Source organism: Kitasatospora sp. NPDC005751, assembly GCF_040630835.1.
Taxonomy (GTDB): Bacteria; Actinomycetota; Actinomycetes; order Streptomycetales; family Streptomycetaceae; genus Kitasatospora.
Genome location: NZ_JBEXYC010000008.1, coordinates 22,283 through 41,206, shown reverse-complemented (window position 1 = coordinate 41,206; position 18,924 = coordinate 22,283). Strand labels below are relative to the sequence as shown.

Annotated in this window: 22 protein-coding genes; 14 read left to right on the top strand and 8 right to left on the bottom strand. The window is 73.2% G+C overall.

Annotated features, from left to right (window positions below):
- The first annotated feature begins 97 nt into the window (after positions 1 to 97).
- From ABZ497_RS11030 to ABZ497_RS10995, 8 genes are all read left to right on the top strand, one after another.
- Positions 98 to 1,696, top strand: coding sequence for an ABC-F family ATP-binding cassette domain-containing protein (locus ABZ497_RS11030; protein WP_329490117.1), 1,599 nt, complete (start codon positions 98 to 100; stop codon positions 1,694 to 1,696).
- Positions 1,697 to 2,057: 361 nt separating this feature from the next.
- Complete coding sequence (locus ABZ497_RS11025; RefSeq protein ID WP_049658450.1) at positions 2,058 to 2,291, top strand: helix-turn-helix domain-containing protein; 234 nt, start codon at positions 2,058 to 2,060, stop codon at positions 2,289 to 2,291.
- A gap of 231 nt (positions 2,292 to 2,522) precedes the next feature.
- Positions 2,523 to 3,329 carry an enoyl-CoA hydratase/isomerase family protein gene (locus ABZ497_RS11020; protein ID WP_352288345.1) on the top strand — a complete coding sequence of 269 codons (807 nt, stop codon included), beginning with the start codon at positions 2,523 to 2,525 and terminating at the stop codon, positions 3,327 to 3,329.
- A gap of 165 nt (positions 3,330 to 3,494) precedes the next feature.
- Positions 3,495 to 4,001, top strand: coding sequence for an Asp23/Gls24 family envelope stress response protein (locus ABZ497_RS11015; protein ID WP_329490119.1), 507 nt, complete (start codon positions 3,495 to 3,497; stop codon positions 3,999 to 4,001).
- Between the two features lie 42 nt (positions 4,002 to 4,043).
- Positions 4,044 to 4,235 (top strand): hypothetical protein, encoded by a 192-nt coding sequence (locus ABZ497_RS11010; RefSeq protein WP_329490120.1) that lies wholly within the window; start codon positions 4,044 to 4,046, stop codon positions 4,233 to 4,235.
- Positions 4,235 to 4,624: a hypothetical protein gene (locus ABZ497_RS11005; RefSeq protein ID WP_359804354.1), complete on the top strand. Its 390-nt coding sequence runs from the start codon at positions 4,235 to 4,237 to the stop codon at positions 4,622 to 4,624. The genes ABZ497_RS11010 and ABZ497_RS11005 overlap by 1 nt, the downstream gene beginning before the upstream one ends.
- 110 nt (positions 4,625 to 4,734) lie before the next feature.
- The gene (locus tag ABZ497_RS11000; RefSeq protein ID WP_359804353.1) at positions 4,735 to 5,409 is read left to right on the top strand and encodes a DUF6286 domain-containing protein; all 675 of its coding nucleotides are present in this window, start codon (positions 4,735 to 4,737) and stop codon (positions 5,407 to 5,409) included.
- 79 nt (positions 5,410 to 5,488) lie between these two features.
- Positions 5,489 to 6,130, top strand: coding sequence for an alkaline shock response membrane anchor protein AmaP (locus tag ABZ497_RS10995; RefSeq protein ID WP_329490123.1), 642 nt, complete (start codon positions 5,489 to 5,491; stop codon positions 6,128 to 6,130).
- Positions 6,131 to 6,158: 28 nt separating this feature from the next.
- On the opposite strand, the gene ABZ497_RS10990 is transcribed toward ABZ497_RS10995, so the two are convergent.
- Positions 6,159 to 6,929 carry an SDR family oxidoreductase gene (locus tag ABZ497_RS10990; protein ID WP_329490124.1) on the bottom strand — a complete coding sequence of 257 codons (771 nt, stop codon included), beginning with the start codon at positions 6,927 to 6,929 and terminating at the stop codon, positions 6,159 to 6,161.
- Positions 6,930 to 7,107: 178 nt separating this feature from the next.
- Between ABZ497_RS10990 and ABZ497_RS10985 the strand changes: the two genes are divergently transcribed.
- Both ABZ497_RS10985 and ABZ497_RS10980 read left to right on the top strand, forming a co-directional pair.
- Positions 7,108 to 7,533 carry a MerR family transcriptional regulator gene (locus ABZ497_RS10985; protein WP_329490125.1) on the top strand — a complete coding sequence of 142 codons (426 nt, stop codon included), beginning with the start codon at positions 7,108 to 7,110 and terminating at the stop codon, positions 7,531 to 7,533.
- Positions 7,534 to 7,866, top strand: a complete 333-nt coding sequence (locus ABZ497_RS10980; RefSeq protein ID WP_329490126.1) for a thioredoxin domain-containing protein — start codon at positions 7,534 to 7,536, stop codon at positions 7,864 to 7,866.
- Between the two features lie 8 nt (positions 7,867 to 7,874).
- Here the strand turns inward: ABZ497_RS10980 and ABZ497_RS10975 are convergent, their stop codons facing one another.
- Both ABZ497_RS10975 and ABZ497_RS10970 read right to left on the bottom strand, forming a co-directional pair.
- On the bottom strand, positions 7,875 to 8,675 hold the full coding sequence (locus ABZ497_RS10975) for an SURF1 family protein (protein WP_329490127.1): 801 nt from the start codon (positions 8,673 to 8,675) through the stop codon (positions 7,875 to 7,877).
- A 31-nt stretch (positions 8,676 to 8,706) separates the two neighbouring features.
- Positions 8,707 to 9,702, bottom strand: a complete 996-nt coding sequence (locus ABZ497_RS10970; RefSeq protein ID WP_329490128.1) for a DEDDh family exonuclease — start codon at positions 9,700 to 9,702, stop codon at positions 8,707 to 8,709.
- A gap of 159 nt (positions 9,703 to 9,861) precedes the next feature.
- Here ABZ497_RS10970 and ABZ497_RS10965 point away from each other — a divergent pair, with 159 nt between their 5' ends.
- The 4 genes from ABZ497_RS10965 to moaA all read left to right on the top strand — a co-directional run bounded on the left by ABZ497_RS10965 (position 9,862) and on the right by moaA (position 14,201).
- Complete coding sequence (locus ABZ497_RS10965; RefSeq protein WP_329490129.1) at positions 9,862 to 10,905, top strand: zinc-dependent alcohol dehydrogenase family protein; 1,044 nt, start codon at positions 9,862 to 9,864, stop codon at positions 10,903 to 10,905.
- A gap of 250 nt (positions 10,906 to 11,155) precedes the next feature.
- Positions 11,156 to 11,512 (top strand): DUF485 domain-containing protein, encoded by a 357-nt coding sequence (locus ABZ497_RS10960; protein ID WP_329490130.1) that lies wholly within the window; start codon positions 11,156 to 11,158, stop codon positions 11,510 to 11,512.
- Positions 11,509 to 13,119 carry a cation acetate symporter gene (locus tag ABZ497_RS10955; protein ID WP_359804352.1) on the top strand — a complete coding sequence of 537 codons (1,611 nt, stop codon included), beginning with the start codon at positions 11,509 to 11,511 and terminating at the stop codon, positions 13,117 to 13,119. The genes ABZ497_RS10960 and ABZ497_RS10955 overlap by 4 nt, the downstream gene beginning before the upstream one ends.
- A gap of 92 nt (positions 13,120 to 13,211) precedes the next feature.
- Complete coding sequence (gene moaA / locus ABZ497_RS10950) at positions 13,212 to 14,201, top strand: GTP 3',8-cyclase MoaA (RefSeq protein ID WP_359804351.1); 990 nt, start codon at positions 13,212 to 13,214, stop codon at positions 14,199 to 14,201.
- A gap of 47 nt (positions 14,202 to 14,248) precedes the next feature.
- Here moaA and ABZ497_RS10945 read toward each other — a convergent pair whose 3' ends face one another.
- The 5 genes from ABZ497_RS10945 to ABZ497_RS10925 all read right to left on the bottom strand — a co-directional run bounded on the left by ABZ497_RS10945 (position 14,249) and on the right by ABZ497_RS10925 (position 18,785).
- Positions 14,249 to 14,506 carry a hypothetical protein gene (locus ABZ497_RS10945; RefSeq protein ID WP_329490133.1) on the bottom strand — a complete coding sequence of 86 codons (258 nt, stop codon included), beginning with the start codon at positions 14,504 to 14,506 and terminating at the stop codon, positions 14,249 to 14,251.
- A 264-nt stretch (positions 14,507 to 14,770) separates the two neighbouring features.
- A complete protein-coding gene (locus ABZ497_RS10940) occupies positions 14,771 to 15,154 on the bottom strand; it encodes a DUF3099 domain-containing protein (protein ID WP_359804350.1) in 384 nt (127 codons plus the stop codon).
- A 103-nt stretch (positions 15,155 to 15,257) separates the two neighbouring features.
- Positions 15,258 to 15,806, bottom strand: coding sequence for an RNA 2'-phosphotransferase (locus ABZ497_RS10935; RefSeq protein ID WP_359804349.1), 549 nt, complete (start codon positions 15,804 to 15,806; stop codon positions 15,258 to 15,260).
- 28 nt (positions 15,807 to 15,834) lie between these two features.
- On the bottom strand, positions 15,835 to 17,232 hold the full coding sequence (locus ABZ497_RS10930; protein WP_359804348.1) for a metallopeptidase TldD-related protein: 1,398 nt from the start codon (positions 17,230 to 17,232) through the stop codon (positions 15,835 to 15,837).
- Entirely contained in the window at positions 17,232 to 18,785 is a 1,554-nt protein-coding gene (locus ABZ497_RS10925; protein ID WP_359804449.1) for a TldD/PmbA family protein, read from the bottom strand. Before ABZ497_RS10925 ends, ABZ497_RS10930 begins: the two co-directional genes overlap by 1 nt.
- Positions 18,786 to 18,924 lie beyond the last annotated feature (139 nt).

Sequence of the window (18,924 nt, the reverse complement as noted above, 5' to 3'; positions counted from 1 at the left end):
CGGGCGGTCCGCCGGTCTGCCGACGTCGCCCCCTTCCGCTGCCCCGGCCCTGTGCCATGCCCAGGCGCCCGCCCACGTCCCAGGAGTAGTCCCAGCCATGATTTCCGCCAACGCCCTTGAGCTGCGCGCCGGCGCCCGCATCCTGATCGAGTCCGCGAGCTTCAAGGTCGCCCCGGGTGACCGGATCGGTCTGGTCGGGCGCAACGGCGCCGGGAAGACCACGCTCACCAAGGTGCTGGCCGGCGAGGGCCTGCCGGCCTCGGGCACGGTCACCCGCTCCGGTGAGGTCGGCTACCTCCCGCAGGACCCGCGCACCGGTGACCTCGACGTCCTCGCCAAGGACCGCATCCTCTCCGCCCGCGGCCTCGACAGCGTGCTGAAGAAGATGCGCGAGAACGAGGAGCGGATGGCGAACGGCAAGGGCGCCACCCGGGACAACGCGATGAAGAAGTACTCGCGCCTGGAGACGGAGTTCCTCACCAAGGGCGGGTACGCCGCCGAGGCCGAGGCCGCCACCATCGCCGCCGCGCTGGGCCTGCCGGACCGCATCCTCGAACAGCAGCTGCACACCCTCTCCGGTGGTCAGCGCCGCCGCGTCGAGCTGGCCCGGATCCTCTTCTCGGACTCCGACGTGCTGCTGCTCGACGAGCCCACCAACCACCTCGACGCCGACTCGATCGCCTGGCTGCGGGACTTCCTGAAGACCTACAAGGGCGGCTTCATCGTCATCTCGCACGATGTCGAGCTGGTCGAGACGGTCGTCAACAAGGTCTTCTACCTGGACGCCAACCGCTCCGCGATCGACGTCTACAACATGGGCTGGAAGCAGTACCAGCAGCAGCGCGAGGACGACGAGAAGCGCCGCAAGCGCGAGCGGGCCAACGCGGAGAAGAAGGCCGCGACCCTGAACGCGCAGGCCGACAAGATGCGTGCCAAGGCGACCAAGACGGTGGCCGCGCAGAACATGGCCCGCCGTGCGGAGAAGCTGCTGTCCGGCCTGGAGCAGGTCCGGCTGAACGACAAGGTCGCCAAGCTGCGCTTCCCGGACCCGGCGCCCTGCGGGAAGACCCCGCTGACCGCCGCCGACCTCTCCAAGTCCTACGGCTCGCTGGAGATCTTCACCGGCGTGGACCTGGCCATCGACCGCGGCTCGCGGGTCGTGGTGCTGGGCCTCAACGGCGCGGGCAAGACCACCCTGCTGCGGATGCTGGCCGGGGTGGAGAAGCCGGACACCGGCGAGGTGATCCCGGGCCACGGCCTGAAGATCGGCTACTACGCCCAGGAGCACGAGACCCTGGACCCGGAGCGCACGGTGCTGGAGAACATGCGCTCCTCGGCGCCCGACACCGACCTGGTCCAGATCCGCAAGATCCTCGGCTCCTTCCTGTTCTCCGGCGACGACGTCGACAAGCCGGCCGGGGTGCTCTCCGGTGGTGAGAAGACCAGGCTGGCGCTGGCCTCGCTGGTGGTCTCCAGCGCCAACGTGCTGCTGCTCGACGAGCCCACCAACAACCTCGACCCGGCCAGCCGCGAGGAGATCCTGGGCGCGCTGCGCGAGTTCAGCGGCGCGGTCGTGCTGGTGACCCACGACGAGGGCGCGGTCGACGCGCTCCAGCCGGAGCGGATCATCCTGCTGCCGGACGGCGTGGAGGACCTCTGGAGCCCGGCCTACAACGACCTGGTCTCGCTCGCCTGATCCGGCTCCCTTGATCCGGTCCGGCCTCCGCCGGCCTGGAGTAGACGCCTCGTCCACTTTTCGGACCAGAAAGACTAGTACTTACGGCGTGTCCGGGAATGAAGAGGTCCGGGATTCCGTTTGAGAAGCTTCCGTCGGCCCGCCACTCGATCGTGGTCGGGCCGACACTGCTGATCAGCTCTTTCGCGCCGAATGGCGGTATCGCTCCGGGGGCGTGCACTCTGCGTGAGCGCCCTTGTGCGCTCGGATCACCACCGACGGAACGCGCATTCCCGGCATCGACCTTGTCGAATGGGTGGCCAGGAGGCTGTGGATGGGTGATCATGGGAATCTGACCGAGCAACGCTACGAGGAGGCACGGGTGGCCGAGACTCTGAAAAAGGGCAGCCGGGTGACCGGTGCCGCGCGTGAGAAGCTCGCGGCCGATCTCAAGAAGAAGTACGACTCCGGGGCGAGCATTCGCGCTCTCGCGGAGGAGACCGGTCGCTCGTACGGCTTCGTGCACCGGATGCTGAGCGAGTCCGGAGTGATCCTCCGGGGCCGCGGCGGTGCCACGCGGGGCAAGAACAAAGCTACTGCTGGAGCCAGCTCCTGACGGTCCGTCAGTTCTTCGACGGATGACTCGGCGGCAGGGCGCGGGCCGGATGGACGACGTCGGTCGTCCGCCTCCGGTCGGAGCGAACCGGCCGCCGATCGTCATGCCCGCCGCCGTCCGTCCGGGCCCGGCCCGGACCCGTCCGAAACACTGGGCGCCGCTGCCCTGCCGCAGCGCGCCCAGTTTTGTTACTCTCCGGTAGCCAAGTCCCTCGCCACCGGAGGTCCCCGCATGACCGCCCCCGCCACCGACCCGCAGGCCCCGAGCTGGGAGCAGGACGGCGTCCGCCTGGAGATCGACGGCGAACTCGCCGTCGTCACCCTCTGTCAGCCCGAACGGCGCAACGCCCAGTCGCCCGCGATGTGGCGCGCGCTGGCCGCAGTCGGCCGGGAGCTGCCCGGCGCCGTCCGGGTGGTGCTGCTGCGCGCCGAGGGCCTCTCCTTCTCGGCCGGCCTGGACCGCGCGATGTTCACCCCCGAGGGGATCCCCGGCGAGGTCACCTTCCTCCAGCTGGCCGCCGCCGAGGACAAGGACCTCGACGACACCATCGCGTACTACCAGGAGGCCTTCTCCTGGTGGCGCCGGCCCGACGTGGTCACGATCGCCGCCGTCCAGGGCCACGCCGTCGGCGCCGGCTTCCAGCTCGCCCTCGGCTGCGACCTGCGCGTGGTCGCCGACGACGCCCGGTTCGCCATGAAGGAGACCTCGCTCGGTCTCGTCCCCGACCTGGCCGGCACCAAGCCGCTCACCGAGCTCGTCGGCTACGCCCGGGCGCTGGAGATCTGCGCGACCGGCCGCTGGGTCGGCGCCGAGGAGGCCACCGCGATCGGGCTGGCCAACCTGGCCGTCCCCGGCGCGGAGCTGGACGCCGCCGCCCGCGACCTCGCCGCCGCGCTGCTCGCCGCCCCGCGCAGCGCCGTCATCGAGACCAAGGCGCTGCTCCAGGGTGCGGGCGGACGCTCGTACGACGAGCAGCGTTCGGCCGAACGGGCGGCACAGGCTCGCCGCCTGCGCGATCTGGCCGGCATCGGCGACTGACCGCACGAGCACGCCGAAGGCCCGGCTCCGGGGGACCGCCCCCGGAGCCGGGCCTTCGGCGTCGCGGCTCCCCCGGTCGCCGCTCCGGGGGCGCGAATCGTGGCGAAATGCCAGAGTTGGAGCGATTTGCGATATAGCTGGAGCCGTACGACGGGAGAACCACCCATGCCTGACACTCCGACGCCCGCCACCATGCACAAGAACCCCTCCGCCGCGCCCGGACCGGTCGCCCCGGCGGCCGACACCGGCCGGGGGGTGACCGACCGCGGCCGTACCGCCCTGGCCGTCGGTGTGGTCGAGAAGATCGCCGGCATGGCCGCCCGCGAGGTCTCCGGCATCCACGCCCTCGGCTCCGGCCTGTCCCGGACCTTCGGCGCGATGCGCGACCGGGTGCCCGGCGGCAAGTCCGCCGTCGGGCGAGGGATCAAGGCCGAGGTGGGGGAGAAGCAGACCGCCATCGACATCGCCCTGGTCGTCGAGTACGGCGTGGTCATCCCCGAACTGGCCCGTCAGGTACGGGAGAACATCATCGACGCGGTGGAGCGGATGACCGGCCTGGAGGTCGTCGAGGTCAACATCGCGGTCAACGACGTCCATCTGCCCGACGAGCCGGACGTCGAGGAGGAGGAAGAGGAGAGCGTCCCCTCCGGACAGCGGCCCAAGTTGAAGTAGCCCCGTCGGGGGACAGCAGCAGTGGAAGACGAGGAGTAGCGGATGAACCTGGCCATCGTCGGCCTGGTGGTGGGTATGGCCCTCGGCTTCGCCGGCTATTTCGGCGGCTTCGCGGCGTTCCTGCTGGTGGCCGCGCTGGGCGTGGTCGGCTTCGTGGTCGGGCGCCTGCTGGAGGGCGACATCGAGATCGGTGATCTCGGCGACCTGCTGCGCGGCCGCGACCGGCGCCGCTGATGGCGTCCCCCGTCACCCCTGCCACCTCGGCCACCTCCACCACCGCGGTCACCCCCGCCGCCCGCCGCCGCGAGCCCGGCGTCCGCGGGCGGCTGCGGGTGGCCGACCGGGTCTACGCCCGGATCGCCGCCCGGGCCGCCCGTGAGGCGCTCGACGACGCGTGGCGCGGCCGGACGGAGCGGGGTGCGCCGCCGAAGGTCTCGGTCGCCGTGCCGGGCAGCACCGTCACCGTCCGGGTCTCCGTCGAGCTGCCGTTCCCCGCCGACCTCGCCGCGCTCGCCCGGGCCGTCCGGGAGCGGATCGCCGCGCAGGTCGGCGGTCTGACCGGGACGCGGGTCGGCGAGGTGGTGGTGGTCGTCGAACGACTGGTCACCGGGGGGCCGCGGTGACGACCGGGCCGACACCGGACGCCGTTCCGCCGGGCGCTCTCCCGCCGGGGTCGTCGCCGCCGGGTTCGGGTGGGTCGGGCGCTCTCCCGCCGGGGTCGTCGCCGCCGGGTTTGAGCGGGGCGAGTGCTCTCCCGCCGGAGGCCGGCGAGCCCGAGCCGGTCACGGTCAAGGTGCCCCGGCTGCGGGCCCCCCGCACGGTCGCCGCCGTAGTCGTCGCCACCGTCGTGCTGGTGGTCGGCGCCGCACTGCTCTACGACGTGATCGCCGTGCGCACCGGGCACGCCGCCCGCCGCTGGCGGGCCGAGGTCGCGGACGAACTGGCCACCCGCCACCTGGACGACCCCTGGGTGCTCGTCGGCGCCGGGGCGGCCGTCCTGCTCGGGGCCTGGCTGCTCTGGCTCGCCCTCGCCCCCGGGCTGCGCCGCTGGCTGCCGCTGCGCCCGCTCGGCGGGACCTCCGCCGCCATCGACCGCGCCGGCGTCGGCACCCTCCTGCACGACCGGGCGGCCGGACTGCCGGGCATCGAGCACCTCACCGTCCGGGTCAACCGCCGCCGGGTGAAGGCGGTGCTCACGGGCCCGGCCGACCCGGCCTCGGTGCAGCGGCAGCTGCGCGCGGAGCTCGGGAAGATCAGCCTGGCCCGGCCGCTGCGCCTCGACGTCCGGGCGAAGCGGGGCGGGGGCGGCGCGGGCGACGGCGCCGTGCCCGGGCCGCCGGACGGCACCGCGGCGGTCCCGGGCACGGCGGCGGCCGGCGGGGTCGGCGGGGTCGGCGGGGTCGGATGAGCGGGACACCGCCCGGAGCCGGGCGGCGGAGGACGGACACGCGGGTGAAGGTCGGACGAGGAGGGGTGGTGATGGTGCGGTGAGTCGGTCCACCGTCAACCGGGTGCTGCTGGGCGCCGCCGCCGTGCTGCTGCTGGCGGTCGGCCTGCTGGTGCTGGCCGGCGGGCTCGACCTCTACGCACGGCTGGGGGTGGATCCGCCGAGCCGGTGGCCGCTCACCTCGCCGGACCAGCCGGTGGTCAGCTCCAGCTCGCGGACCCGCTGGTCCGACGAGACGTGGTGGTGGCCGGCCGTGACCGCCGGGCTGGTCCTGGTCGTCCTCGGTACCGGCTGGTGGCTCTTCGCCCAGCTGCGCCGCAGCGGCCCGGCGACCGTCGTCCTCCCCACGCCGGGGGTGGGCGGACTGCGGCTGCGGCTGCGCACCCGGGCCCTGGAGGAGGCGCTGGAGACCGGGACGGTGGCCCTTCCGGAGGTCGAACGGGTCAGCGTCCGGCTGCTGCGGGGCTCCGGTCGGCAGCGGCTGCGGGCGGCCGTGCGGCTGACCCCGGGCGGTGACCCGGCGGAGCTGGTGGAGCACTTCGAGACCGGCCCGCGCGGTGACGCCCGCGCCAGCCTCGGCCTGGCCGAGCTGCCCGCCGAACTCCGGGTGCGGGTGCAGGCGGCGAAGCCGGCCGCCGCGCGCGGGCGCGGCGGCCGGCGTCGGCGTCCGCGGGTCGACTAACCGCCCGCGACCGGCTCCGGCGGGTGGCTCAGAGCCCGCGCAGGGCGCCGCCGTCGACCGGGATCATCACACCGGTCAGATAGGAGGCGGCGGGGGAGAGCGCGAAGGCGGCGACCTTCCCGAACTCCGCCGGGGTGCCGTAGCGGCGGAGCGGGATGCCGGCGCTGTTGCGGGCCCGGGCGGCGGCGGGGTCGCCGCCGAGGGCGTCCAGTTCGCGGACCCGGTCGGTGTCGATCCTGGCCGGGAGCAGGCCGACCACCCGGATCCCGCGCGGGCCCAGCTCGTCGGCGAGCGACTTGGCGGCCATCGCCAGGCCCGGCCGCAGCCCGTTGGAGATGCCCAGGCCGGGGATCGGCTCGCGGACCGAACCGGAGAGCACGAAGCCGATCACACCGCCCTCGCCGAGCGCCTCGGCCGCGGCCCGGGCCAGCCGCAGGGCGCCGAGGAAGACCGACTCGAAGGCGCCGCGCCAGGCCTCCTCGGGGGCGGCGCTCACCGGGCCGGGCGGCGGGCCGCCGACGCTGATCAGCACGCCGTCCAGTCGGCCGAAGCGCTCCACGGCCGCGCCGAGCAGCCGCCCGGCGGTCTCCGGGTCCGCGTTGTCGGCGACCAGGCCGTGCGCCGCGCCGCTGCCGCCGAGGGCGTCGAGTTCGGCCACCGCCGCGTCGACGGACTCCTTGTTCCGCCCGCTGACCAGCACCCGGGCGCCGTCGGCGGCGAGCTCGCGGGCGGCCGCCAGGCCGAGGCCCCGGGTGGCGCCGGTGACCACGTACACCGTGTCCTTCAGTCCAAGATCCATGGCTCCCATCCTGCCGGGTCGGGGGAGCGGCGGGGTAGGGGGCACGGCGGCCGCCGCGGCCCGGGGCGGCGGCGAGTTTCGGCCGACCGCGTCCGGGAGCTGGCCTTGACGCCCGCGTCAAGGTCTACCGTCGTACCCGACGGCGTTCGAACGGCGGTCGGAAGGAACGGGTGCGGTCATGCGGATCGGTGAGCTGGCGGAGCGGGCGGGGACGACCACCCGGGCGCTGCGGTACTACGAGCAGCTCGGGCTCTTACCCGCCCGACGGGCCGGCAACGGCTACCGCGCGTACGGCGAGGACGATCTGCGGCTGCTGAAGCAGATCCGCACGCTCCAGGACTTCGGTTTCGAACTGGAGGAGACCCGCCCGTTCGTCGAGTGCCTGCGGGCGGGCCACCCGGAGGGGGACTCCTGCCCGGCCTCGTTGGAGGTCTACCGGCGCAAGCTGGCCGAGCTGGACGAGTGCATCACCCGGCTCCAGGAGGTCCGTACGCAGGTGGCCGAGCAGTTCGCCCGGGCCGAGCAGGCCCGTGACGAGCTGGCGGCCGAGGCCGCCTGGCAGACGCCGCAGTGTGAGTTGGCAGTCGAGTGGGAGGAGCGGTAGATGGGGAAGATCGCTGGAGTGCCGGAGGTCACGGACGACACGTTCGCGACCGAGGTGCTGGGGGCCGAAGGGCCGGTCCTGGTGGAGTTCACGGCGGACTGGTGCCCGCCGTGCCGCCAGATGGTGCCGGTGCTGGCCGACATCGCGAAGGAGCAGGCGCACCGGCTCACGGTGGTCACCGTGGACGTGGACCACAATCCGCAGACCCAGGCCGCGTACGGGGTCCTGTCGATGCCGACACTGATGGTCTTCCGGGGCGGTGAGCCGGTGAAGTCCATGGTCGGCGCCCGGGCCAAGGTGCGGCTGCTGCGCGAACTGGAGGACGTGCTGTAGCTCGCGGGCTACGCCGGCACGCTCTCCTGCTCCACCTCGGCCTCGGCGGCCTCCTTGGCGCGGTCCTTGGCCTCGCGGCGCACCATCACCCAGAAGCCGACCGGGATCATCGCCGTGAACAGCCACCACTGGACCGCGTACGCCATGTGCGGGCCGATGTCGGAGTGGTTGGGCTCGGGCAGCAGCTCGGGCTGGTCGGCCGGGGCCGGGGTGGTGGCGGTGAGCTCCAGGTAGCCGCCGAGCAGGGTGGCGCCGGTCTCGCCGGCCTGCTGCTCGGTGCTGATCAGATTGAACTGCCGGTCCGGCAGGCCGGCCCGGTCCCGGATGCCGCTGCCGGCCGCGGTCTCGTCGGCGCGCAGGCGGCCGGTGAGGGTGACCTCCCCGGCCGGCGCGGCCGGCACCTGCGGGTACTCGGTGGCGGAGCCGCCGGACGCCACCCAGCCGCGGTTGACCAGGACGCTGCCCTTGCCGTCGGAGAGCCGGAGCGGGGTGACGACGAAGTAGCCGATCTTGTCCCCGCCGGAACCGGTCCGCTTGCGGACCACGAACTCGTGCGCCGGGTCGTACTCCCCGGTCGCCGTCACCGTCCGCCAGGTCAGGTCCTTGGGGACGGTGAAGCCGGGCGAGCCCGACAGCGTGTCGAACGGGACCGGCCGGTCGGTGAGTGCCTGGGCGATGAGCTCGTTGCGGGCCACGCGTGCCTCGTGGCGGTGCAGCTGCCAGAACCCCAGCCGGATGGTGGTGGGGATCAGCAGCAGGGCGATCAGCAGCGTGATCACCCAGCGCCGCGAGAGCAGAAAACGGTACACACGGGCACGGTACGCCCACCTCACAACCGGATCACGCACCGGGGTGCGGGGCGACCTCGCGCAGCAGATGCAGGAAGGCGTCCTCGCCGAGGACCGGCGTGCCGACCTCGCGGGCCTTGCGGGCCTTGCCGCTCCAGCCCCCGGGCTCGTTGGTGACCAGCAGGCTGGTGAGCCGGCTCACCGAGGAGGCGATGTGCAGGCCGGCCTCCACCGCGCGGTCCTCCAGCACCTCGCGGTCGGTCGCGGTGTCGCCGGTGAACGCCACCCGCATGCCCTGCACCAGCGGCTTGCCGTCCTCCCAGCGTCCCGGGTTCGGGTAGGGGCACGGCGGGCGCTTCCTGGCCTGCCGGTAGGAGGCGCCGGTCCAGGAGCCGCGGGCGGGGGAGGCGGGCTCCTCCGCGCCGAGGTCGGTGACGGCCACACAGGTCTGCAGCGGCAGTGGGACGCCCCCCGAGCGCGCCAGGTGCAGGCTGGGCCGGAACGCCTCGGCCAGCACCCGGGCGTCGTCGAGGGCGTTGTGCGCCTGGCGCTGGCGGACGCCGAAGTACGCCGCGAGCGAGGCCAGCTTGCCGTTGGGCAGCGGCAGCCGCAGGTCGCGGGAGAGGACCATGGTGCAGAGCCGCTGGTCCACCGGGGCGCGCAGGCCGGCCCGGGAGAATTCGCGGGAGATCATGTTCCAGTCGAAGAGCGCGTTGTGGGCGACCATCACCCGGCCGCGCAGCCGCTCGGCGAACTCGTCGGCGATCTCCGGGAAGGTGGGCGCGCCCGCCAGCACGTCGTCGGTGAGGCCGTGGATCCAGACCGGGCCGGGATCGCGGCCGGGGTTGACCAGCGTGTACCAGTGGTCGGTGACCTCCCCGTCGGCGTCCAGCTGGTAGAGGCCGGCCGAGATGACGCGGTCCGAGCGGCCGAGCCCGGTGGTCTCGACGTCGACCACCGCGAAGCCCTCGTCGGGGGCGGCGGAGCGCTGGGCGGGGACGGGGACGGTCCGCGGCGCGCCGTTCGTCTCGGGCTGGATCGCATGCATGGTCAAACAGAATAAGCGCCGTCGCGACCGGGCTCGGCCGAAATGTTCGTACCGGTCGGCCGGAATAGAGTGGGACGCGTATTCGTCGTACACCCAGTCGAATATCCCCCGGCCGCACCACACCCCCACGCGGCCGTCTCTGCGAAGGACGAATCCCCCATGCGCGCCACCGTGATCCACGGCCCGAACGACATCCGGATCGAGGAGGTGCCGGACCCGGTGATCCAACGCCCGACCGATGCCGTGGTGCGCGTGGTGAACGCCTGTATCTGCGGCAGCGACCTCTGGGCCTACCGGGGCGTGGCGGCGCGGACGGCCGGGCAGCGGATCGGGCACGAGTTCCTCGGCGTGGTCGAGGAGGTCGGCACCGAGGTCCGCGACGTGCGCCCGGGCGACTTCGTGGTCGCCCCGTTCGTCTGGTCGGACGGCACGTGTGACTTCTGTCGCGAGGGCCTGCAGACCTCCTGCCCGCACGGCGGCTTCTGGGGCGAGGTCGGCTCGGACGGCGGCCAGGGCGAGGCCGTGCGCGTGCCGTTCGCCGACGGCACCCTGGTGCGGCTGCCCGGCGAGGCGGCGGGTGACGAGAAGCTGCTGCCGAACCTGCTCGCCCTCTCCGACGTGATGGCCACCGGCCACCACGCGGCCGTCACGGCGGGCGTGCGCGCCGGTGCCACCGTCGCGGTGGTCGGCGACGGCGCGGTCGGCCTGTGCGGCGTCCTGGCGGCGCACCGGCTCGGCGCGGGCCGGATCATCGCGCTCGGCCGGCACACCGCCCGTACCGACCTGGCCCGGCGCTTCGGCGCGACGGACGTGGTCGCCGAGCGCGGCGAGGCGGCGATCGAGGCGGTCAAGGAGCTGACCGGGGGACAGGGCGCGCACGCCGTGCTGGAGGCCGTCGGTACCGAGGAGTCGATGCGGACCGCGATCTCGATCGCCCGGGACGGCGGCGCGGTCGGGTACGTGGGCGTCCCGCACGGCGGTAGCGCCGGCGTGGACATCGGCCAGATGTTCGGCCGAAACGTTTCGCTCAGGGGCGGAGTCGCGCCGGCCCGCGCGTACATCCCCGAGCTGCTGCCGGACGTCCTCTCCGGCGCCATCGAGCCCGGCCTGGTCTTCGACCGCACCGTCGACCTGGACGGTGTCCCGGACGGCTACCGGGCGATGGACGACCGCTCCGCGCTGAAGGTACGGATCGCTTTCTGACGCATCGTCACCACAGGCTCCACGAAGGGCGGCACCGCACATCGGTGCCGCCCTTCCCGTAGTCGGGAAGTGATGGTTTTCGGCCAATTGACTAGCGCGAGCGGGTGAACGGATGGCTGGTCACGGACAACCCCTTTCGGAGCGGGCACGACCCTCCTAGCATTGCGCGGCGCGCATCCGGACTGTGACGCCCCTCACGTCCGATCGTTCCACTGGTGCGACCACTACGCCGAAGGAGTGAGGAGACAGCGTGGAATCGCCGCCGATCACCACTGCCCCTACCGAAGTCCAACTCATTGAAGAGGGCGAGGAGTTCCGCACCCTTCGAAGCTCGTTCCGGAGCTTCGCCTTCCCGGTCACCATCGGCTTCGTCCTCTGGTACCTGCTCTACGTCCTGCTCTCCAGCTACGCCCCCGGCCTCATGGGCACCAAGGTGGCCGGGCACATCAACGTCGCCCTGGTGCTGGGGCTGCTGCAGTTCGTCACCACCTTCGCCATCGCGGCCTGGTACGCGCGCTACGCGGACCGGCGGCTCGACCCGCCCGCCGCCGCGATCCGCGAAGCCCAGGGCGCCGTGGTCCACGCTCCCCGGGAGGCCGCCGAATGACCCTGCTCGCCAGCTCCGCCACCGAGCACCGCGGTCTGACGATGACCCTGTTCGGGTTCTTCGTCCTGGCCACCCTCGGCATCACCGTCTGGGCCGGACGGCAGACCAAGGGCGCCGCCGACTTCTACGCCGGCGGCCGGAGCTTCACCGGGTTCCAGAACGGCCTGGCCATCTCCGGTGACTACATGTCCGCCGCGTCCTTCCTCGGCATCGCCGGCGCCATCGCGCTCTCCGGCTACGACGGCTTCCTCTACTCGATCGGCTTCCTGGTCGCCTGGCTGGTCGCCCTGCTGCTGGTCGCCGAACCGCTGCGCAACTCCGGCCGCTACACCATGGCCGACGTCCTGGCCTTCCGGATGAAGCAGCGCCCCGTCCGGACCGCCGCGGGCATCTCCACCATCGTGGTGTCGATCTTCTACCTGCTCGCCCAGATGGTCGGCGCCGGCACGCTGGTCGCCCTGCTGCTCGGCGTCAGCGGGGACGGCGCCAAGCGGCTGACCATCGTCGCGGTCGGCGCCCTGATGGTGATCTACGTGGTGATAGGGGGCATGAAGGGCACCACCTGGGTGCAGATCGTCAAGGCGGTGCTGCTGATCGCGGGCACCGCGCTGATGACCGTCCTGGTGCTGGCCAAGTACCACTTCAACCCCTCCGCGCTGCTCGGCGCCGCCGCCGACGCCAGTGGCAAGGGCGCCGCGTTCCTCGAACCGGGGCTGAAGTACGGGGTGAACGGGACGACCAAGCTCGACTTCCTCAGCCTCGGGATCGCGCTGGTGCTCGGCACCGCGGGCCTGCCGCACATCCTGGTCCGCTTCTACACCGTCCCCACCGCCAAGGCCGCCCGGAAGTCCGTGCTCTGGGCGATCGGCATCATCGGCGGCTTCTACCTGATGACCCTGGCGCTCGGCTTCGGCGCGGCCGCGCTGGTCGGCCCCAAGGCGATCAAGGCGGCCAACCCGGCCGGCAACACCGCCGCCCCGCAGCTCGCCGAGCAGCTCGGCGGCGGCCCGGGCACCACCGGTGGCGCGATCCTGCTCGCGGTGATCTCGGCGGTGGCCTTCGCCACCATCCTGGCCGTGGTGGCAGGCCTCACCCTGGCCTCCTCGGCCTCCTTCGCCCATGACCTCTACGCCAACGTCATCCGGCGCGGCAAGGCGTCCGAGAAGGAGGAGATCCTCTCGGCCAAGTGGGCCGCGGTCGCGATCGGCGCGGTCGCCATCGTGCTCAGCCTCTTCGCGGGGAAGCTCAACACCGCCGCCCTGGTCGCGCTGGCCTTCGCGGTGGCCGCCTCCGCCAACCTGCCCACGCTGCTCTACTCGCTGTTCTGGAAGCGCTTCACCACGACCGGCGCGGTCAGCTCGGTCTACGCCGGGCTGGTCAGCTCGGTGACGCTGGTGTTCTTCTCGCCGGTCGTCTCCGGCGGCAAGGCCTCGCTCTTCCCGGACGCCGACTTCCACTGGTTCCCGCTGGAGAACCCCGGACTGGTCTCCATCCCGATCGGCTTCCTGGCCGGCTGGATCGGCACCCTGCTCTCCAAGGAGAAGGCCGACGCGGCGAAGTACGCTGAACTGGAGGTCCGCTCGCTGACCGGGCTGGGCGCCCACTGACGGGCGGGTGGTGACTAAGCTGGCCCGGCCCCGCGGGAGCGGGGACCGGGCCGGCCGCACTCCCGGCCGCACACTCACGGGAAGGGACCGCCGTGCTGCTCGACACCTTCGGCCGGCAGGCCGTCGACCTGCGGGTCTCCCTCACCGACCGGTGCAACCTGCGCTGCACCTACTGCATGCCCGAGGAGGGCCTGCAGTGGCTGGCCAAGCCCGACCTGCTCACCGACGAGGAGATCGTCCGGCTGGTCGGCCTCGCCGTGCGCGAGCTCGGCGTCCGGGAGGTCCGGTTCACCGGGGGTGAGCCGCTGCTGCGCCCGGGACTGGTCGGCATCGTCGCCGCCTGCTCCGCGCTCGAACCCCGCCCCGAACTCTCGCTGACCACCAACGGCATCGGCCTCGCCCGGACCGCCGGGGCGCTGCGCGCCGCCGGGCTGGACCGGGTCAACGTCTCGCTCGACACCCTCGACCCGGACACCTTCCACACCCTCACCCGTCGCCGCCGCCACCAGGACGTGCTGGACGGGCTGAGCGCCGCCGTCGCCGCCGGGCTGACGCCGGTCAAGCTGAACGCCGTCCTGATGCGCGGGGTCAACGACCACGAGGCGCCCGAGCTGCTCGCCCGGTGCCTGGCGGAGGGCTACGAGCTGCGGTTCATCGAGCAGATGCCGCTGGACGCCCAGCACGGCTGGGACCGCTCGTCGATGGTGACCGCCGGGGAGATCCTGGAACGGCTCGCCACCCGGTTCACGCTGACCCCCGAGCCCTCGGACCGCCGCGGCGCGGCTCCGGCCGAGCGCTGGCTGGTGGACGGCGGCCCGGGCCGGGTCGGCGTGATCGCCTCGGTCACCCGGCCGTTCTGCCGCGCCTGCGACCGCACCCGGCTGACCGCCGACGGCCAGGTCCGCAACTGCCTGTTCGCGACCGGCGAGACGGACCTGCGGACGGCGCTGCGGTCGGGCGCCGGGGACGACGAGATCGCCGAGCTCTGGCGTGCGGCGATGTGGGGCAAGAAGGCCGGGGCCGGGATCGACGCCCCGGAGTTCCTGCAGCCCGTGCGGCCGATGTCCGCGATCGGCGGCTGACCGGCTCCGTACCGCCGGGCCCTGTCGCCGGGCCCTGTCGCCGGACGCTACGCGGACGGCTCGGCGGGGCCCGGCGCGTCCGGCGCGGTCCAGTCGGCGAGGGCGACGACCTCCTTGAGGAAGCCGCGCACGCCGAGGAACTGCGAGAGGTGCTCGCGGTGCTCCCCGCAGGCCGCCCAGGTCTTGCGGCGGTCGGGGGTGTGCAGCTTCGGGTTGTTCCAGACCAGCACCCACCGGGCGTCCGCCCGGCAGCCCTTGGCCGAGCAGACCGGTGCCTGCGTCTGCGGGGAGCCCGGGGATTCCATGGTGCCGTCCTCAGCGATAGCGGGTCGTCTGCACCGCCAGTCTTTCACGCTCCCGGACGGCGACGGCGCGTCCGGGCATGGCGACGCCGGGCAGCCACGGGGGGAGCCGCCCGGCGTCGGTCCGTCGCTCCGACGGGGGATGCGGAGCGCGTACGCAGTATGTCACGGCAGGACCCCAGCATGGGGAGGTCTTGCATGATTAATCTGAGGTTCTTTTGAGCTTTCTGTCGAGGGAGTCGCTGGAAAACCCCCTAAAACGGACAGTCAGCTCGATGGCTGTGAAGAATCGGTGGGCACGCTCTGTGCCACACCGGCACCATGCGAAGCGCCGGCCCCACCCGTACCACCGGGGCCGAGCATCAGCACGGTCTCCGGCGGTACGTCGAAGGTGCTCGGCAGCCCCGGCGCCCGCTCGCGGCCGGCGTTGGCGATCAGCACCGCGAAGTAGGGCAGCAGCACCGCGCCCGCGAGTGCGGCGAACGCGAGCACCCGCTGGACGTCCCACAGGACCACCGCGAGCAGCACGCAGACGGTGCGGAGCAGCATCGAGGCCACGTAGCGGCGCTGTCGGCCCCGGACGTCCTCGGTGAGGCTGCTGCGTGCCCCCGTGATCCGGTGGACCTGTCCACCGCCGGCGCTCTTGCCCATGTCCTACCGCCCTCGTCCACGCACCTGCCGTGCCTCGCGGCGCGGCCACTTCACGGTACGCCGCGCGGGGGCGGCCGACGAGACCGGGGGCGGACGCCGCGTCCTAATGGAGTAGGGAGAGGTACTCCGGGGGTACCGCGTCGGTCAGCCAGACGCCGTTGGCGCTGATCCGGAAGGTGTGACCGGCCGCCGCCATGGCGGCGGCGTCGACCGCCAGGACCACCGGCCGGCCGTGCCGGGAGCCGACCCGCAGCGCGGTGTCGGTGTCGGCCGAGAGGTGGACGTCCTGGCGGGCCATCGGCCGCAGGCCCTGGCGGAATATCGCGTCCAGGCTCCGGGAGGCGGTGCCGTGGAACAGCCGGGCCGGCGGCTCGGCGGCGGCCAGACCGAGGTCGACCGCCACCGTGTGCCCCTGGCTGGCGCGGATCGAGAGACCGTCGTCGGAGTAGGCGAAGCGGCGCTTGTTGTTGGTCGCCACCACGTGGTCCAGCTCGGACCTGGTCAGCCGGGTGCCGTTCGCCGCCAGCGCGGCGAGCAGCACGTCCACCCCGACCCAGCCGGCCTCGTCCAGCGTGATCCCGATCCGCTCGGGCTCGTGCCGCAGGACGCGGGACAGCGCCTTGCTGGTCCTGACCGTGCGCTTCTCGTCCATCTCTCCCGATCCCTCGCCCCCGAGCCGGCTAGGAGGCCTGGCTCACCGAACTCATGTTGAATCCCGCGACCCGCACCGGCGGCATCGCGGCCCGGGTGAACCAGTCGCCCCACTCACGCGGCAGGCAGCGCTCCGTCCGGCCCACCTCGGTGATCCGGCCGAGCAGGTCGACCGGCGACTCGTTGAACCTGAAGTTGTTCACCGCGCCGACCACCTGGCCGTTCTCCACCAGGTACACGCCGTCCCGGGTGAGGCCGGTGAGCAGCAGGTTCGCCGGGTCCACCTCGCGGATGTACCAGAGGCAGGTGACCAGCAGGCCGCGCTCGGTGCGGGCGATCATCTCGTCCAGGGTCGGCGCGCCAGCCCCGTCGGCCGTCTCCAGCACCAGGTTGTCCACCGCCGGGCGCAGTGCCAGGCCGGTGAGCCCGGCGGAGTGCCGGGTGGTGATCAGCTCGGCCAGCTCGCCGTCGCGGATCCACTCGGTGGCGGTGAGCTCCAGGCCGTTGTCGAAGACCGAGGAGTCCCCGCCGGTGGAGTGGGTCAGTACGAAGGGCGCCGCCTCCAGCCCGGGCTCGGCCGGGTCGGAGCGCAGCGTCAGCGGCAGGGCGGCCAGCTTGTCGCCCACCCTGGTGCCGCCGCCCGGCTTGGAGAAGACCGTCCGGCCCTCGGCGGCGTCCCGGCCGCCGGCGGACCAGCTGAGGTAGACCATCAGGTCGGCCACGGCCGAGGGCGGCAGCAGCGTCTCGTAGCGGCCGGCCGGCAGGTCGATCTTCCGGGCGCCCCAGGCCAGCCGCTTGGTCAGCTCGGTGTGCAGCGCGGCGACGTCCACGTCGGCGAAGTCCCGGGTGGCGGCGCCCGCCCAGGCGGAGCCGGACAGGTCGGCGGTCTTGGCGTTCAGCTCGACCGTGCCGGTCGGCTGGTCGTGGCGCAGCCGCAGGCCGGTGGAGGTGCCCAGGTAGCTGGAGACCACCTCGTGCCGGGCGAAGCCGTACAGCAGCTCGCCCTGGGCGGCGGCCCGGGCGAAGGCCTCGCCGAGGGCGGGCGCGAAGGCCGCGAAGACCTCGATCGAGGTCTCGGCCGGCGGCCCGGCGAAGTCGGGCGAGGACGGCCGGTCGGCCACCAGCGGCTGCGCGTCCTCGGCCGGACCGGCCGCCAGGGCGGCCTGCTCGGCGGCCCGCACCAGGCCCTCCACCTCGTCCGCGGTGACGGCCTCGCGGGAGACCACGCCGGAGGCGGTGCCCTCGGCGCCGGCCACCGTGGCGATCACGGTGAGCCGCCGGCCCCTGGTCACCCCGTTGGTGGTGAGCGCGTTGCCGGCCCAGCGCAGGTTGGCGGTCGACTCCTCGTCGGCGATCACCACGCAGCCGTCGGCGCGGGAGAGGCCGAGCGCCAGCTCGACGAGTTCGTGGGGCTGAATCGCGGTCATCAGTGACCCGCCTCCTGCTGGGTGTTGAGCACGTTGACGTTGCGGAACAGCGCCGAGGGGCAGCCGTGGCTGACCGCCGCGACCTGGCCGGGCTGGGCCTTGCCGCAGTTGAAGGCCCCGCCGAGCACGTAGGTCTGCGGGCCGCCGACGGCCGCCATCGAGCCCCAGAAGTCGGTGGTGGTGGCCTGGTAGGCGAAGTCCTTGACCTGGCCCGCGAGTTCGCCGTTGCGGATGGCGTAGGCGCGCTGACCGGTGAACTGGAAGTTGTAGCGCTGCATGTCGATCGACCAGGAGCGGTCGCCGACGATGTACAGGCCGTTCTCCACGCCGGCGAAGAGGCCCTCGGTGTCGGGGCCGTCGGCGGCGGGCTGGAGCGAGACGTTGGCCATCCGCTGGACCGGGACGTGGGCGGGGGAGTCGGCGAAGGCGCAGCCGTTGGAGCGGTCGAAGCCCTTGAGCTTCGCCATGCCGCGGTCGAGCTGGTAGCCGACCAGGACACCGTCCTTGACGAGGTCCCAGGACTGCGTCGCGACGCCCTCGTCGTCGTAGCCGATGGTGGAGAGGCCGTGCTCGGCGGTGCGGTCGCCGGTGACGTGCATCAGCTCGGAGCCGTAGCGCAGCGAGCCCAGCTTGTCGAAGGTGGCGAAGGAGGTGCCGGCGTAGGCGGCCTCGTAGCCGAGCGCGCGGTCCAGCTCGGTGGCGTGGCCGATCGACTCGTGGATCGTCAGCCAGAGGTTGGACGGGTCGACGACCAGGTCGTAGCGGCCCGGCTCGACGCTCGGCGCCTTCATCTTCTCGGCCAGCAGGGCGGGCAGCTCGGCCAGCTCGGCGTCCCAGTCCCAGCCGGTGCCGCGCAGGTACTCGAAGCCGCGCCCGGCCGGCGGGGCCAGCGTGCGCATCGAGTCGAAGGCCCCGGTGCGCTCGTCCACCGAGGTGGCCTCCAGCGAGGGGTGCAGCCGGATCCGCTGCTGGGTGGTGACGGTGCCGGCGGTGTCGGCGTAGAACTTGTTCTCCTGCACCGTCAGCAGGCTGGCGCTGACGTGCGAGACGCCCTCGGCGCCGAGCAGGCGCGCGCTCCAGTCGGCGAGCAGCGCGGTCTTCTCCGCGTCCGGCACCTCGAAGGGGTTCAGCTCGTACGCGGAGACCCAGGTGGCGTCCGGGTAGACCGGCTCGTCCGCCAGCTCGACGCGCTCCTTCGCACCGGCCGCCCGGCTGATCCCGCCGGACAGCCGGGCCACCGCGACGGCCTGTTCGGCGACCCGCGCCGCCGCGGCCCCGGTGAGGTCGACCCCGGCGGCGAAGCCCCAGGCGCCGTCCAGCAGCACCCGGACGGCGAAGCCGAGCTGGACGCTGTCGGAGGTGCCGGCCGGCCGGGCGTCGCGCAGCCGCCAGGACGCGCTGCGGACCCGCTCCAGGCGGAAGTCGGCGTGTTCGGCGCCGAGTTCCCGGGCGCGGGTGAGTGCCGCGTCGGCCAGGGCGCGCAGCGGGTAGGCGAGGAACAGCGGGTCGACGGCGCGCCCGTGCGGGGCGCCGGAACTGCTGGTCGGGGACATCGGAGGCAAGCGGGCTCCCTGGTCGGGGGGATGACGGTGCGGGTACTCCGAACCGGGTACCCGCACGGCATCATGTCCCGTTCAGGGGGTTTCGGCCAGCGCATTCGGGCGGTGACACGCGGCGGCCGCCGGCCCCGGG